Source organism: Streptomyces hainanensis (genome assembly GCF_004348415.1).
GTDB lineage: Bacteria > Actinomycetota > Actinomycetes > Streptomycetales > Streptomycetaceae > Streptomyces > Streptomyces hainanensis.
This window is the reverse complement of the sequence record NZ_SMKI01000147.1, coordinates 1-15,565: the sequence shown is the minus strand read 5'-3', so window position 1 is coordinate 15,565 and position 15,565 is coordinate 1. Positions and strand designations below refer to the sequence as shown.

Genomic DNA, 15,565 nt, shown 5'->3' with positions numbered 1-15,565 from the left:
CCGCTCAACCTCCCACCATCCGACCGCCGCCCCCCGACCCAGCCGATAGGGTTGGCGGCCGCAGTCCGTGGGCCTGGCACGAGGGGGATACGTACCGTGAGCACGACGACCGCCGTCACCGGGTTCTGCCGGGTCACCGTCGCCGCGCCGGACAGCCGCACCGACATGGCGCTGCCCGAGGACATCCCGCTGGCCGACCTCTATCCCGAGATCCTGCGCCTCACCGGCCAGACCCCCGATCCCGGCGCCCCCGTCGGCTACCACCTGGTCCGCCGCGACGGCACCGTACTTGACGGCGCCCGCACCCTCGGAGCCCAACGCGTCCTGGACGGCGACGTCCTGACCCTCCGTCCCTTCGCCGACTCGCTGCCGCCGCCCGTCCACGACGACGTCACCGACGCCATCGCCGAGGCCGTCACGCACGACCGACGGCTGTGGAACGAGCGGCTGTTGCGCACCGCCGGGCTCACCGCCGCCGGGGCGCTCGCCGCGCTCACCGCCCTGGTGCTCTGGTACGCCGACCCCGTCCGGCACGAGACGCACGGCCTGCCCGCCGTCCTGGCCGGGATCCTCACCGTGCTCCTCGCCGGCTTCGCCGCCGTCCGGGCCCGGGTCTACGACGACCGGTCCGCCGCCCTGACCGCCGGCCTCGCCGCCCTGCCGCACGCCCTCGTCGCGGGTACCGGGGCGCTGCCGCTCGACCAGGGGCACGGCGTCGGCCGCCTCGAACTCCTCCTCGGCTGCCTCGCCGTCCTGGTGGTCGCGGCGGCGCTGGTCGCCACCGTGCCCGCGGCCGCCGGCTGGTTCGCGGCCGCCGCCTGCGCGGCCGCGTTCGGCGCCGTCGCCACCTTCGGCGCCATCCTCACCGAGGCCACCCCCACCGCGGCCGCCGCGCTCTGCGTCCCCTTCGCCCTCGGCGCGCTCGCCTTCCTGCCGGCGCTCTCCGCCGGCCTCGTCCGGCTCCCCATCGGGTACGTCGCGCCGCGCCCCGGCTACGAGGACCACGGCCAGGAGCCGGCCCAGCCGGGCGCCGTCGACGTGGAGCGCATCGCCGCCCAGGCCCGCCGCGGCCACCAGATCCTGCTCGGCCTCACCGGCGGCTGCGCCACGGTCGCCACCGTGGCCGCCGGCGTCCTCGGCTTCTCCGCGGACGGCTGGGGACAGCTCCTCGCGCTGGCCGCCGGCATCGCCCTGCTCACCCGCGCCCGCCTCTTCCGCTACGCCGTCCAGGTGACGGTGCTGCTGGTCGCCGGCCTCGGCTCCCTCGGGCTGTTGGTCGCCGGCTTCGCGCTGGACGCGGAGGGCGCCGGTGACCTGCGGGTCCTCTGGCTGACCGCCGCCCTCACCGCCGGCGTCGGGCTGCTCGCCGCCGTCGCGCTGATCGTGCCGCGCGCCGGGCTCACACCGCTCTGGGGCCGGGCGCTCGACCTCACCGAGGGCGCCGTGCTGCTCTCCCTCATCCCGCTCTGCCTGGCCGTCCTCGACGTCTACGCCAGGGCCCGCGGCCTGACCAGCGACTGACCGGCGGCAGCCCGCGCCACCGGCCCGATGTGCTCGGGGAGCGAATCTGTTGTACCGTGCTCACTGGCCGTTTGCGTACGCGCCCCCGGAGTCTTCCGGAGGAAGCGCTCAGCGGACCCCGCCTCCCGAGTTCCGGAAGCTCCCCTGCGGTTCAGACCAGGGGCACTCGGCGGCAATCACACCCCAGCCAAGGAGTACGTGTGTCGTCACTCGACGCCGCCACCAAGCAGCAGATCATCACCGAGTTCGCCACCAAGGAAGGCGACACCGGCTCCCCCGAGGTCCAGGTGGCGCTGCTTTCCCGCCGCATCTCGGACCTCACCGAGCACCTGAAGACCCACAAGCACGACCACCACTCCCGCCGGGGCCTCCTGCTCCTGGTGGGTCAGCGCCGGCGCCTGCTCCAGTACCTGGCGCGCAAGGACATCCAGCGCTTCCGGGCCCTGGTCGAGCGCCTCGGCATCCGCCGCGGCGCGGCGGGTGCCCGATAAGACGCCCACGAGGGAGCGGCCATCGCACGCGGCGGCCGCTCCTTCGCCGTATCCGGTGATTCCGGGGCGGTGACCGCCCTCCGACCGACGTCCCCCCGGCGGACGGCCCCCGGCCTCGCATCGCGAGGCACCCAGGGCCGTCGCCCTCACGGAGGCGGAAACCGAGCCGGGAACCGGATGCCTTTGTAGGCTGGTCCCGTGTGGCGAAGCGCCTCACGAGGACTCGACCACACACGAAGACAGCAGCACAGAGACACGGACGAGGCGGAGCGCCTTCCGAACCGTCGCCGGTCCTCGGTAGTGGCCCCCGGGCGTCGCCCCGGGAGCTTCGATCGATGGCCGGCCCGAACGGGGGTGCTCCACCGCCAACGCCTCCGCCGCCGGCGGGGGCGAGCAGAGGAGACAATCACAGGTGGAGAACGAGACCCACTACGCCGAGGCCGTCATCGACAACGGCCCCTTCGGCACCCGCACCATCCGCTTCGAGACCGGCCGCCTCGCCAGGCAGGCCGCCGGTTCCGCCGTCGCCTACCTGGACGACGACACCATGGTCCTCTCGGCGACCACGGCCTCGAAGCACCCCAAGGACCAGCTCGACTTCTTCCCGCTCACCGTCGACGTGGAAGAGCGGATGTACGCGGCCGGCAAGATCCCCGGCTCCTTCTTCCGGCGCGAGGGCCGTCCCTCCGAGGACGCGATCCTCACCTGCCGGCTCATCGACCGGCCGCTGCGCCCCTCCTTCCGCAAGGGCCTGCGCAACGAGATCCAGATCGTCGAGACGATCATGGCGCTCAACCCGGACCACCTCTACGACGTGGTCGCGATCAACGCCGCGTCCTGCTCCACCCAGCTGGCCGGGCTGCCCTTCTCGGGCCCGATCGGCGGCACCCGGGTCGCGCTGATCCGCGGCCAGTGGGTGGCCTTCCCCACCCACACCGAGCTCGAGGACGCCGTCTTCGACATGGTGGTGGCCGGCCGGGTCCTGGCCGACGGTGACGTCGCCATCATGATGGTCGAGGCCGAGGCCACCGACAAGACCATCGAGCTGGTCAGGGGCGGTGCCACCGCCCCCACCGAGGAGGTCGTCGCGGCCGGCCTCGAGGCCGCCAAGCCCTTCATCAAGGCGCTGTGCCGGGCCCAGTCCGACCTGGCCGCCAAGGCCGCCAAGCCCACCGGCGAGTTCCCGATCTTCCTGGACTACCAGGACGACGTGCTGGAGGCGCTGAGCGCCGCCGTCCGCGACGAGCTGGCCCAGGCGCTGACCATCGCCGGCAAGCAGGAGCGCGAGGCCGAACTCGACCGGATCAAGACCGTCGCCGCCGACAAGCTGCTGCCGCAGTTCGAGGGCCGCGAGAAGGAGATCTCCGGCGCCTACCGCTCCCTCACCAAGCAGCTGGTGCGCGAGCGCGTCATCCGCGACAAGGTCCGCATCGACGGCCGCGGCGTCACCGACATCCGCACCCTGGCCGCCGAGGTCGAGGCGATCCCGCGGGTGCACGGCTCGGCGCTGTTCGAGCGCGGCGAGACCCAGATCCTGGGCGTCACCACGCTGAACATGCTCCGCATGGAGCAGCAGCTGGACACCCTCTCCCCGGTGACCCGCAAGCGGTACATGCACAACTACAACTTCCCGCCCTACTCCACCGGCGAGACCGGCCGCGTCGGCTCCCCGAAGCGCCGCGAGATCGGCCACGGCGCGCTGGCCGAGCGGGCGCTGGTCCCGGTGCTGCCGAGCCGCGAGGAGTTCCCCTACGCGATCCGCCAGGTCTCCGAGGCGCTGGGCTCCAACGGCTCCACCTCGATGGGCTCGGTCTGCGCCTCCACCATGTCGCTGCTGAACGCGGGCGTCCCGCTGAAGGCGTCGGTGGCCGGCATCGCGATGGGCCTGATCTCCCAGGAGGTCGAGGGCGAGACCCACTACGTCACGCTCACCGACATCCTCGGTGCCGAGGACGCGTACGGCGACATGGACTTCAAGGTCGCCGGCACCCGGCAGTTCGTGACCGCCCTCCAGCTGGACACCAAGCTGGACGGCATCCCGGCCTCCGTGCTCGCCGCCGCCCTCAAGCAGGCCCGCGACGCGCGGCTGCACATCCTGGACGTGATGAGCGAGGCCATCGACGTCCCGGACGAGATGTCCCCCAACGCGCCGCGGATCATCACGGTCAAGATCCCGGTCGACAAGATCGGCGAGGTCATCGGCCCCAAGGGCAAGATGATCAACCAGATCCAGGAGGACACCGGCGCCGACATCACGATCGAGGACGACGGCACCATCTACATCGGCGCCGCCGACGGTCCGTCCGCCGAGGCCGCCCGCACCACGATCAACGGCATCGCCAACCCGACGATGCCCGAGGTCGGCGAGCGCTACCTGGGCACGGTCGTGAAGACCACCACCTTCGGCGCCTTCGTCTCGCTGCTGCCCGGCAAGGACGGTCTGCTGCACATCTCGCAGATCCGCAAGCTGGCCGGTGGCAAGCGCGTGGAGAACGTGGACGACGTGCTCGGCGTGGGCCAGAAGGTCCAGGTCGAGATCGCCGAGATCGACCAGCGCGGCAAGCTGTCCCTCATTCCCGTCCTCGACGAGGAGGAGGGGGCCGACGAGGCCGCCGAGAAGGACGCCGCCGAGCAGTGAGCGAGTCGCACGGCATCAGGACGGCCCGCCCCACCGACCAGGTGGGGCGGGCCGTGCCCCGTCCACGTCACAGCGGCGGCACCACCGTCCAGCGGACCGTGCTGCCCTCGGGGCTGCGGATCCTCACCGAGACGGTGCCGGGGGTCAGGTCCGTCTCCTTCGGGATCTGGGCCCGGGTCGGCTCCCGCGACGAGACGCCGGCGCAGGGCGGCGCCACCCACTATCTGGAACACCTCCTCTTCAAGGGCACCGGCCGGCGGACGGCCCTGGAGATCTCCTCCGTGATCGACGCGGTGGGCGGCGAGATGAACGCCTTCACCACCAAGGAGTTCACCTGCTACTACGCGCGCGTCCTGGACAACGACCTGCCGCTGGCCGTCGACGTGGTCTGCGACATGCTCACCGGCTCGCTGATCCCCGCCGGGGAGGTGGACTCGGAGCGGGACGTCATCCTCGAGGAGATCGCGATGACCGAGGACGACCCGAGCGACGGCGTCCACGACCTCTTCGCGCACACCCTCTTCGGTGACAGCCCCCTCGGCCGGCCCGTGCTCGGCACCGTGGACACGGTCAACGGGCTGACCAGGGACCGGATCGCCAGGTTCTACCGGAAGCACTACGACCCGACCCGGCTGGTGGTCACCGCGGCCGGCAACGCCGAGCACGCCGCCGTCGTCGAGCAGGTGGCGGCGGCCTTCGAGCGGGCCGGCGCGGCCGGCGTCGGCGCCGAGCCCGCGGAACCACGGGGCGGCCACCGCGAGGTGCGGGCCAACGGCCGGGTGGACATCGTGGAACGCCGCACCGAGCAGGCCCACCTCGTGCTGGGCATGCCGGGCGTCTCCCGGCACGACGAGCGCCGCTGGGCGCTGAGCGTGCTGTCCACCGCGCTGGGCGGCGGCATGAGCTCGCGGCTCTTCCAGGAGATTCGCGAGAAGCGCGGCCTCGCGTACAACGTCTACGCCCACACCTCCGGCTACGCGGACTGCGGCCTGTTCGGCGTCTACGCCGGCTGCCGTCCCGACCGCGTCGACCAGGTGCTGGCGATCTGCCGCGAGCAGCTCACCGAGGTCGCCGAGAAGGGGCTGGGCGACGACGAGGTCCGGCGGGCCGTCGGCCAGCTGTCCGGATCCACGGTCCTCGGCCTGGAGGACACCGGCTCCCTGATGCACCGGCTCGGCAAGAGCGAGGTGTGCTGGGGGCAGCAGCTGTCGGTCGACGAACTGCTCGACCGCATCGCCGCGGTCACCCCCGACGACGTGCGGCGGGTCGCCCGCGAGGTGCTCGGCCAGCGGCCGTCGTTGGCCGTCATCGGCCCGGTGACGGACCGGCGCGCCGCCCGGCTGACCGAGGTCATGTCCTGAGGGCGCCGGCCCGCGGGACGTCAGGAAGGAACGGAGAAGCGATGAGCAAGCTGCGGGTGGCCGTCATCGGCGCCGGCGGGCGGATGGGGTCCGAGGCCGTCCGCGCCGTGGAGGCCGCGGACGACATGGAGCTGGTCGCCGCGCTCGGCCGGGGGGACAAGCTGGAGACCCTCACCGAGGCGGGCGCCGAGGTGGCCGTCGAACTCACCCATCCCGACGCGGTGATGGACAACCTGGAGTTCTGCGTCCGGCACGGCGTCCACGGCGTCGTGGGCACCACCGGGTTCACCGCCGAACGGCTCGCCACGCTGCGCGGCCGGCTGGCCGAGGCGCCGGGCACCGGGGTGCTGATCGCGCCCAACTTCAGCATCGGCGCGGTGCTCACCATGCGGTTCGCCCGGCAGGCCGCCCGCTTCTTCGAGTCCGCCGAGATCGTCGAGCTGCACCACCCGCGCAAGGCGGACGCCCCCAGCGGCACCGCGGCGCGCACCGCCGAGCTCGTCGCCGAGGCGCGTGCCGCCGCCGGCCTCGGCCCCCAGCCGGACGCGACCAGCGGCGGCCTCCCCGGCGCCCGTGGCGCCAGCGTCGACGGCGTGCCGGTGCACTCCGTGCGGCTGAGCGGTCTGGTCGCCCACCAGGAGGTGCTGTTCGGCGGGGACGGCGAGATCCTGACCATCCGCCACGACTCGATGACCCGTGGTTCGTTCATGCCCGGTGTGCTGCTCGGCATCCGGCGGATCGGGGGCGCCCCGGGGCTCACCCTGGGGCTCGAGCACTTCCTTGACCTGCACAGCCAGGATCTGGACGGCTAGCCGTGCGGGACAGGCTCGTCTTCCTGTTGCTCTGCGCGGTGCTCGCGGTCTACTTCGGGCTGGTCGGGCACCGCGGGGTGGTGCTTATCGGCGAAGGCACCTGGGTCACCGTGCCGTTCGGCGCGGCCGTGCTGGTGCTGCCGCTGCTCGGCGCCTGGTTCCTGTGGCGCAGCACCAGCTTCGTGCTGCGCGCCAACCGGCTGGCGCGTGAGCTGGAGGCCGAGGGCGGGCTGCCGGTGGACGACCTGGCCAGGACGCCGAGCGGCCGGATCGATCCGGCCGCGGCCGACGCCGCGTTCGCCGCGCGGCGGGCCGAGGCCGAGGCGAGTCCGGGCGACTGGCGCTGCTGGTTCCGGCTCGCGGTGGCCTATCACGACGCCCGGGACACGCCGCGCGCCCGCAAGGCCATGCAGCACGCGATCGTGCTGCACGCCGGGCGGGCGCGGCGGTAGCGGGGCCGTCGGGGCCCGGGGCTTCTCAGTGGTGGTTCTCGGCGGCCCACGCCTCCAGCACGTCGGCGGCGCGCTCGAAGAGGTCACGGCGGCCGAGGAAGTCGACGCTGTGGTCGGTGAGCAGGGTGGAGAGCGGCTCGCCCCGCTGGCGGTCGATCTGCACCGCCTGCCCCTGGACGCTGCGCGGCAGCCCGAGCCAGCGCACCGGCTGCTGCACGGTGCTGATCCTGGCGATCTCGCGCCAGCGCAGGGTCCTGGTGGTGAACAGGCCGACCCGGCGCAGTCCACGGGTGCTGACCCAGACGCCCATCCGGAGCAGCCGCAGCGCGAACGCGATGGTGAGGACGGCGACCAGCACCGTGACGCTGGCGCCGGCCGGCGTGCCGGCCAGGGCGATGATCAGCGCGGATATCAGCATGTAGGCCGCTATCAGCAGGGTGAAGGCGGCGATGCCGACCCGCCACGGGCCGAGCCGGTAGGGGCGGCGCCACTGGTTCGGGTCGGGGGGCGGCGCCACGTCCTGCCCGGGGGCAGCGGTGTCACGGTCGGCCGAGAGGAAGGCAAGGGGCACGACGGGTCCTCGTTCGTATCACAGTCGGATCACACAGGGGACGGTGCTGTGAACGGTGAGGCTATCGCGCTCAGGGATTGGTGGCCGCCGCCGGTGCCTCGGGAGGGCTCTGGTGTTCGACGTCGAGGGCGGGGCGGGCCAGCAGCAGGGCGCCCACCAGGCCGGACACCACGATCAGGCCGAGCAGCGCGTGCCCGAGCAGCTGCCCGACGCCGGGGCGGGGCCGCCGGGGCCGCGTGACGTCGCTCAGGAAGTCGTCCTGTCCGGTCATCTGGCGCCCCTTCCCCGATTGGCCTCACCCGAGTGGGTTAATACAAAGTTATCAGGTGAAGAGTCGGACTCGGGGTGCGGCGTCCGATTCGCCGGGAGGCCGCGGCGCTGTCGGTGCCGGCGTCTAGGGTGGGGGCCGTGACGGATACCCCCAGCTTTCGCAGCGACATGACGGTCGAGTTGATCAAACACAGCGCCTCCGACACGGACGTGCTCTGGGCCGCCCGTGTCTCGACGGCGGGCGAGCAGTCGCTGGACGAGCTCAGCAAGGACCCGGAGCGCTCCAGGGGCCTGCTCAACTTCCTCATGCGCGACCGGCACGGCAGCCCCTTCGAGCACAACTCGATGACGTTCTTCATCAGCGCGCCGATCTTCGTCTTCCGGGAGTTCCACCGGCACCGCGTCGGCTGGTCGTACAACGAGGAGAGCGGCCGCTACCGCCAGCTCGAGCCCGTCTTCTACCTGCCGGGCGAGGACCGCAAGCTGGTCCAGCAGGGCCGCCCGGGGAAGTACGAGTTCGTGCCCGGCACCCCCGAGCAGCACGCCCTGGTCGCCAAGACCATGGAGGAGAGCTACCGGCAGTCGTACGCGGCCTACCAGGAGATGCTGGCCGCCGGCGTGGCCCGGGAGGTGGCCAGGGCCGCCCTGCCCGTCGGCCTCTACTCCTCGATGTACGCCACCTGCAACGCCCGCTCGCTGATGCACTTCCTCGGCCTGCGCACCAAGGACGAGCGGTCCCAGGTGCCGTCCTTCCCACAGCGGGAGATCGAGATGGTCGCCGAGCTGATGGAGCGGGCCTGGGCCGAGCTCATGCCCCTCACCCACGCGGCGTTCAACGCGAACGGCCGAGTCGCCCCCTGAGGCTGCCGGGCCGCATTCTGCACCATTGGTGTGTACCTCGGAAAACCCGATTGAAGTGTCACGTATTGCGACATTTCACGAAGTTCATCTAGGGTGAACGAACGGACCCGGCGCTGTCTGAACCCCCGAGCAGGCAGTGCCGGGATCCACAGGTTGTCCGCCCCGCTTGGCCCCTCAGTGCTGAGCTGCGAGTAGCGTGGAACCCATGGCTCCGACCTCCACACCGCAAACCCCCTTCGGGCGGGTCCTGACCGCCATGGTCACGCCATTCTCGGCGGCCGGCTCTCTCGACCTCGAAGGCGCGCAGCGGCTCGCTGCCCATCTGGTGGACGCCGGCAACGACGGCCTGATCGTCAACGGCACCACCGGCGAATCCCCGACCACCAGCGATGCGGAGAAAACCGAGCTGGTCCGCGCCGTGGTCGAGGCCGTCGGCGACCGGGCCCACGTGGTGGCCGGAGTCGGCACCAACGACACGCGACACAGCATCGAGCTGGCCCGCGCCGCCCAGGCGGCCGGCGCCCACGGCCTGCTCACCGTCACCCCGTACTACAACAAGCCGCCGCAGGAAGGGCTCTACCAGCACTTCACGGCCGTGGCCGACGCCACCGAGCTCCCGGTGATGCTCTACGACATCCCGGGCCGCAGCGGCGTCCCCATCAACACCGAGACGATGGTCAGGCTCGGCGAGCACCCGCGGATCGTCGCCAACAAGGACGCCAAGGGCGACCTCGGCCGGGCCAGCTGGGCCATCGCCACCACCGGCCTCGCCTGGTACTCCGGCGACGACATGCTCAACCTGCCGCTGCTCTCCGTCGGCGCCATCGGCTTCGTCTCCGTCGTCGGCCACGTGGTCACGCCCGAGCTGCGCGCCCTGGTCGACGCCTACTCCGGCGGCGACGTCGCCAAGGCCACCGAGATCCACCAGCGGCTGCTCCCCGTTTTCACGGGGATGTTCCGCACCCAGGGGGTCATTACCTCCAAGGCGGCCCTCGCGCTGCGCGGCCTGCCGGGCGGCCCGCTCCGGCTCCCGCTCGTCGGCCTCACGGAGCCCGAGACGGAGCAGCTCCGGCGCGATCTGGCGGCCGGCGGGGTACAGATCTGAGAACGGCCCGGAGCGCGTCTCCGGAGACATGAACGTCACCGCGAAGGTGATAACTGAATACCGACCATTGCACAGAGTCACGCGCGCCACAGGCTCTCATCCGGGGGCGGTGACGCGCGTGGTCAGGAGAGTCCATTGAGTCATCCGCATCCAGAACTCGGCCGACCGCCGAGGCTTCCTGAGGGTGGCCTACGTGTTACCCCGCTCGGCGGCCTCGGCGAGATCGGCCGCAACATGACCGTCTTCGAGTACGGGGGACGGCTGCTCATCGTCGACTGCGGCGTGCTGTTCCCCGAACAGGAACAGCCCGGCGTCGACCTGATCCTGCCCGACTTCAGCTCGATCAGAGACCGCCTCGACGACATCGACGGCATCGTCCTCACCCACGGGCACGAGGACCACATCGGCGGCGTGCCCTATCTGCTCCGCGAGAAGTCCGACATCCCGCTCATCGGCTCCAAGCTGACGCTGGCCCTGTTGGAGGCGAAGCTCCAGGAGCACCGCATCCGCCCCTACACGCTCGAGGTGAGCGAGGGGCACCGGGAGCGGATCGGGCCGTTCGACTGCGAGTTCGTCGCCGTCAACCACTCCATCCCCGACGCGTTGGCCGTGGCCATCCGCACGCCGGCCGGCATGGTCGTGCACACCGGCGACTTCAAGATGGACCAACTGCCGCTCGACGGCCGCCTCACCGACCTGCGGGCCTTCGCCCGGCTCGGCGAGGAGGGCATCGACCTGCTGTTGTCCGACTCGACCAACGCCGAGGTGCCCGGCTTCGTCCCGCCGGAGCGCGACATCTCGGCCGTGCTGCGCCAGGTGTTCACCCGGGCCGAGAAGCGCATCATCGTGGCCAGCTTCGCCAGCCACGTGCACCGCATCCAGCAGATCGTCGACGCCGCCCACGAGCACGGCCGCCGGATCGCCTTCGTCGGCCGGTCGATGGTGCGCAACATGGGCATCGCCAGGGACCTCGGCTACCTCCGGGTGCCGGCCGGCCTGGTGGTCGACGTGAAGACGCTGGACGACCTGGCGGACCACGAGGTGGTCCTGGTCTGCACGGGCTCGCAGGGCGAGCCGATGGCGGCGCTCTCCCGGATGGCCAACCGCGACCACCAGATCAGGATCGTGGAGGGCGACACGGTCATCCTGGCGTCCTCGCTGATCCCCGGCAACGAGAACGCGGTCTACCGCGTGATCAACGGGCTGACCCGCTGGGGCGCCAACGTCGTCCACAAGGGCAACGCCAAGGTCCACGTCTCGGGCCACGCCTCGGCGGGCGAGCTGTTGTACTTCTACAACATCTGCCAGCCCAGGAACCTGATGCCCGTTCACGGCGAGTGGCGCCATCTGCGGGCCAACGCCGAGTTGGGCGCGATGACCGGCGTGCCCCCGGGGCGCATCGTCATCGCCGAGGACGGCATCGCGGTCGACCTCGTCAAGGGCAAGGCGAAGATCGTGGGCAAGGTCCAGGCCGGCTACGTCTACGTGGACGGCCTCTCGGTCGGCGACGTCGACGAGGCCAGCCTCAAGGACCGCCGGATCCTGGGCGACGAGGGCTTCATCTCGGTCTTCGTCGTGGTGGACAGCAGCACCGGAAAGATCGTCAGCGGCCCGAGCATCCACTCGCGCGGCTCCGGCATCGAGGACTCGGACTTCGCCGCGGTCATCCCGAAGCTCGACGAGGTCCTGTCCCGCTCGGCCCAGGACGGCGTCGTCGACCCGCACCAACTCCAGCAGCTGGTGCGGCGAACGGTCGGCAAGTGGGTCTCGGACACCTACCGCAGGCGCCCGATGATCATGCCCGTCGTGATGGACGTCTGACGGTTCGTCGGCCGGTGGAGCGCCCGGATTTGCATCCGGGCGCTCCGCTCAAGTACGTTTACGTCACCGCCGCAACGGGAAGCCCGGAGGGCCCCGGCTGAGGCGGTGCAGGACCGAAGGGAAGCCCGGAGGAACCCGAGAGGGAGCCGAAGGAAGCGTCCGTTCCTTGAGAACTCAACAGTGTGCCAAATAGTCAATGCCAGATTTTTTGAAGTTGGATCCAAGATCCAAGCTTTCAGTGAAGCATTCACGGAGAGTTTGATCCTGGCTCAGGACGAACGCTGGCGGCGTGCTTAACACATGCAAGTCGAACGATGATCCGGTTTCGGCCGGTGATTAGTGGCGAACGGGTGAGTAACACGTGGGTAATCTGCCCTGCACTCTGGGATAAGCCCGGGAAACTGGGTCTAATACCGGATATGACCTTCGGTCGCATGATCGTTGGTGGAAAGCTTTTGCGGTGTGGGATGGGCCCGCGGCCTATCAGCTTGTTGGTGGGGTAGTGGCCTACCAAGGCGACGACGGGTAGCCGGCCTGAGAGGGTGACCGGCCACACTGGGACTGAGACACGGCCCAGACTCCTACGGGAGGCAGCAGTGGGGAATATTGCACAATGGGCGAAAGCCTGATGCAGCGACGCCGCGTGAGGGATGACGGCCTTCGGGTTGTAAACCTCTTTCAGCAGGGAAGAAGCGCAAGTGACGGTACCTGCAGAAGAAGCACCGGCTAACTACGTGCCAGCAGCCGCGGTAATACGTAGGGTGCAAGCGTTGTCCGGAATTATTGGGCGTAAAGAGCTCGTAGGCGGCTTGTCGCGTCGGTTGTGAAAGCCCGGGGCTTAACCCTGGGTCTGCAGTCGATACGGGCAGGCTAGAGTTCGGTAGGGGAGACTGGAATTCCTGGTGTAGCGGTGAAATGCGCAGATATCAGGAGGAACACCGGTGGCGAAGGCGGGTCTCTGGGCCGATACTGACGCTGAGGAGCGAAAGCGTGGGGAGCGAACAGGATTAGATACCCTGGTAGTCCACGCTGTAAACGGTGGGAACTAGGTGTGGGCAGCATTCCACGTTGTCTGTGCCGCAGCTAACGCATTAAGTTCCCCGCCTGGGGAGTACGGCCGCAAGGCTAAAACTCAAAGGAATTGACGGGGGCCCGCACAAGCGGCGGAGCATGTGGCTTAATTCGACGCAACGCGAAGAACCTTACCAAGGCTTGACATGCATCGGAAGCATCCAGAGATGGGTGTGCTCTTTGAGTCGGTGTACAGGTGGTGCATGGCTGTCGTCAGCTCGTGTCGTGAGATGTTGGGTTAAGTCCCGCAACGAGCGCAACCCTTGTCCTGTGTTGCCAGCAACTCCTTCGGGAGGTTGGGGACTCACGGGAGACTGCCGGGGTCAACTCGGAGGAAGGTGGGGACGACGTCAAGTCATCATGCCCCTTATGTCTTGGGCTGCACACGTGCTACAATGGCCGGTACAATGAGCTGCGATACCGTGAGGTGGAGCGAATCTCAAAAAGCCGGTCTCAGTTCGGATTGGGGTCTGCAACTCGACCCCATGAAGTCGGAGTCGCTAGTAATCGCAGATCAGCATTGCTGCGGTGAATACGTTCCCGGGCCTTGTACACACCGCCCGTCACGTCACGAAAGTCGGTAACACCCGAAGCCGGTGGCCTAACCCCTTGTGGGAGGGAGCTGTCGAAGGTGGGACTGGCGATTGGGACGAAGTCGTAACAAGGTAGCCGTACCGGAAGGTGCGGCTGGATCACCTCCTTTCTAAGGAGCATCTAGCTCTTGCCTCTTCGGGGGTGAGGGTTCAGGGCCATTTCGCAGGCGAGTGTTCTGCGGTGGTTTGCTCATGGGTGGAACATTGACGGTTTTTGTTTGGCACACTGTTGGGTGTCTGAGGGCACGGCCGCTGTGATAGGCGGGTTTGTCTTCTTGTTGGTTGAGAATTGCACAGTGGACGCGAGCATCTGTGGCCAAGTTATTAAGGGCGCACGGTGGATGCCTTGGTACCAGGAACCGATGAAGGACGTGGGAGGCCGCGATAGTCCCCGGGGAGTTGTCAACCTAGCTGTGATCCGGGGGTTTCCGAATGGGGAAACCCGGCAGTCGTTATGGGCTGTCACCTGCCGCTGAATGTATAGGCGGTGTGGAGGGAACGCGGGGAAGTGAAACATCTCAGTACCCGCAGGAAGAGAAAACAATAGTGATTCCGGGAGTAGTGGCGAGCGAAACCGGAAGAGGCTAAACCGTTTGTGTGTGATACCCGGCAGGGGTTGCGCAGGCGGGGTTGTGGGAGTTCTTGTGATTGTTCTGCCGAACGGTCGTCGAGTAAAAAATCGCAGGTATAGGCGAAGGGCATGCGAAAGGCCCGGCGTAGAGGGTAAGACCCCCGTAGCTGAAATGTCTGCGACTCGTTGAGGACCACCCAAGTAGCATAGGGCCCGAGAAACCTTGTGTGAATCTGGCGGGACCACCCGTTAAGCCTAAATATTCCCTGGTGACCGATAGTGGATAGTACCGTGAGGGAATGGTGAAAAGTACCGCGGGAGCGGAGTGAAAGAGTACCTGAAACCGTGTGCCTACAAGCCGTGGGAGCGTCGCGTATCGAGCTTGCTCGGTACGTCGTGACTGCGTGCCTTTTGAAGAATGAGCCTGCGAGTTTGCGGTGTGTTGCGAGGTTAACCTGTGTTGGGGAGCCGTAGCGAAAGCGAGTCCGAAGAGGGCGTTTGAGTAGCATGCCCTAGACCCGAAACGGAGTGATCTAGCCATGGGCAGGGTGAAGCGTGGGTAAGACCGCGTGGAGGCCCGAACCCACCAGAGTTGAAAATCTGGGGGATGACCTGTGGTTAGGGGTGAAAGGCCAATCAAACTCCGTGATAGCTGGTTCTCCCCGAAATGCATTTAGGTGCAGCGTCGTTTGTTTCTTGTCGGAGGTAGAGCACTGGATAGGTGATGGGCCTTACCGGGTTACTGACCTTAGCCAAACTCCGAATGCCGGCAAGTGAGAGAACGGCAGTGAGACTGTGGGGGATAAGCTCCATGGTCGAGAGGGAAACAGCCCAGAGCATCGACTAAGGCCCCTAAGCGTGTGCTAAGTGGGAAAGGATGTGGAGTCGCAGAGACAGCCAGGAGGTTGGCTTAGAAGCAGCCACCCTTGAAAGAGTGCGTAATAGCTCACTGGTCGAGTGATTCTGCGCCGATAATGTAGCGGGGCTCAAGTACACCGCCGAAGTCGTGTCACCAGCCTTAGGGTTGGTGGGTAGGGGAGCGTCGTGTGCTGGGTGAAGCAGCCGTGTAAACGTGTTGTGGACGGTTCACGAGTGAGAATGCAGGCATGAGTAGCGTTACACACGTGGGAAACGTGTGCGCCGATTGACTAAGGGTTCCTGGGTCAAGCTGATCTGCCCAGGGTAAGTCGGGACCTAAGGCGAGGCCGACAGGCGTAGTCGATGGACAACCGGTTGATATTCCGGTACCCGCCGTGAAGCGCCAGCGCTGAATCTTCTGATGCTAAGCCCGTGAAGCCGCCTGCTGAGTCTTCGGACGAGGTGGGAGTGGTGGAGCCGGTGACCCGAGGGGGTAGTAGGTGAGTGATGGGGTGACGCAGGAAGGTAGTCCAGCCCGGGTGGTGGTTATCCCGGGGTAAGGGTGTGGC

General features: G+C 68.4%; 11 protein-coding genes and 2 rRNA genes. 11 read left to right on the top strand and 2 right to left on the bottom strand.

All coding sequences use genetic code 11. The annotated features are described in order from the left end of the window. Positions 1 to 96 precede the first annotated feature (96 nt). From eccD to E1283_RS15705, 6 genes are all read left to right on the top strand, one after another. Positions 97 to 1,521 (top strand): type VII secretion integral membrane protein EccD, encoded by a 1,425-nt coding sequence (gene eccD, locus E1283_RS15730; protein WP_132818662.1) that lies wholly within the window; start codon positions 97 to 99, stop codon positions 1,519 to 1,521. Between the two features lie 200 nt (positions 1,522 to 1,721). Then, a complete protein-coding gene (gene rpsO, locus E1283_RS15725; RefSeq protein WP_132818661.1) occupies positions 1,722 to 2,012 on the top strand; it encodes a 30S ribosomal protein S15 in 291 nt (96 codons plus the stop codon). Between the two features lie 412 nt (positions 2,013 to 2,424). Next, positions 2,425 to 4,650: a polyribonucleotide nucleotidyltransferase gene (locus E1283_RS15720; protein WP_132818660.1), complete on the top strand. Its 2,226-nt coding sequence runs from the start codon at positions 2,425 to 2,427 to the stop codon at positions 4,648 to 4,650. Next, positions 4,647 to 6,011: a M16 family metallopeptidase gene (locus tag E1283_RS15715; protein WP_132818659.1), complete on the top strand. Its 1,365-nt coding sequence runs from the start codon at positions 4,647 to 4,649 to the stop codon at positions 6,009 to 6,011. Before E1283_RS15720 ends, E1283_RS15715 begins: the two co-directional genes overlap by 4 nt. A gap of 41 nt (positions 6,012 to 6,052) precedes the next feature. After that, positions 6,053 to 6,823 (top strand): 4-hydroxy-tetrahydrodipicolinate reductase, encoded by a 771-nt coding sequence (gene dapB / locus E1283_RS15710; protein WP_132818658.1) that lies wholly within the window; start codon positions 6,053 to 6,055, stop codon positions 6,821 to 6,823. Between the two features lie 2 nt (positions 6,824 to 6,825). Beyond that, the gene (locus tag E1283_RS15705; RefSeq protein ID WP_132818657.1) at positions 6,826 to 7,275 is read left to right on the top strand and encodes a hypothetical protein; all 450 of its coding nucleotides are present in this window, start codon (positions 6,826 to 6,828) and stop codon (positions 7,273 to 7,275) included. A gap of 25 nt (positions 7,276 to 7,300) precedes the next feature. On the opposite strand, the gene E1283_RS15700 is transcribed toward E1283_RS15705, so the two are convergent. Then, complete coding sequence (locus E1283_RS15700) at positions 7,301 to 7,846, bottom strand: hypothetical protein (RefSeq protein WP_132818656.1); 546 nt, start codon at positions 7,844 to 7,846, stop codon at positions 7,301 to 7,303. A gap of 70 nt (positions 7,847 to 7,916) precedes the next feature. Continuing rightward, positions 7,917 to 8,117, bottom strand: a complete 201-nt coding sequence (locus E1283_RS15695) for a hypothetical protein (protein ID WP_132818655.1) — start codon at positions 8,115 to 8,117, stop codon at positions 7,917 to 7,919. Positions 8,118 to 8,284: 167 nt separating this feature from the next. Here E1283_RS15695 and thyX point away from each other — a divergent pair, with 167 nt between their 5' ends. The 5 genes from thyX to E1283_RS15670 all read left to right on the top strand — a co-directional run. After that, positions 8,285 to 8,977 (top strand): FAD-dependent thymidylate synthase, encoded by a 693-nt coding sequence (gene thyX / locus E1283_RS15690; protein WP_243744865.1) that lies wholly within the window; start codon positions 8,285 to 8,287, stop codon positions 8,975 to 8,977. 205 nt (positions 8,978 to 9,182) lie between these two features. Then, positions 9,183 to 10,082 (top strand): 4-hydroxy-tetrahydrodipicolinate synthase, encoded by a 900-nt coding sequence (dapA, locus tag E1283_RS15685; protein ID WP_132818653.1) that lies wholly within the window; start codon positions 9,183 to 9,185, stop codon positions 10,080 to 10,082. A 135-nt stretch (positions 10,083 to 10,217) separates the two neighbouring features. Beyond that, the gene (locus E1283_RS15680; RefSeq protein WP_132818652.1) at positions 10,218 to 11,903 is read left to right on the top strand and encodes a ribonuclease J; all 1,686 of its coding nucleotides are present in this window, start codon (positions 10,218 to 10,220) and stop codon (positions 11,901 to 11,903) included. Between the two features lie 246 nt (positions 11,904 to 12,149). Next, positions 12,150 to 13,677 (top strand): 16S ribosomal RNA (locus E1283_RS15675). Positions 13,678 to 13,881: 204 nt separating this feature from the next. Further along, positions 13,882 to 15,565: ribosomal RNA gene (locus E1283_RS15670) — 23S ribosomal RNA — on the top strand; the annotation flags it as partial.

What these genes read in the sequence shown, in the direction of transcription:
- E1283_RS15695 (WP_132818655.1), bottom strand. Translation starts at nt 8,117, where the DNA reads ATGACCGGACAGGACGACTTCCTGAGCGACGTCACGCGGCCCCGGCGG.
- thyX (WP_243744865.1), top strand. Translation starts at nt 8,285, where the DNA reads ATGACGGTCGAGTTGATCAAACACAGCGCCTCCGACACGGACGTGCTC.
- dapA (WP_132818653.1), top strand. Translation starts at nt 9,183, where the DNA reads ATGGCTCCGACCTCCACACCGCAAACCCCCTTCGGGCGGGTCCTGACC.
- dapB (WP_132818658.1), top strand. Translation starts at nt 6,053, where the DNA reads ATGAGCAAGCTGCGGGTGGCCGTCATCGGCGCCGGCGGGCGGATGGGG.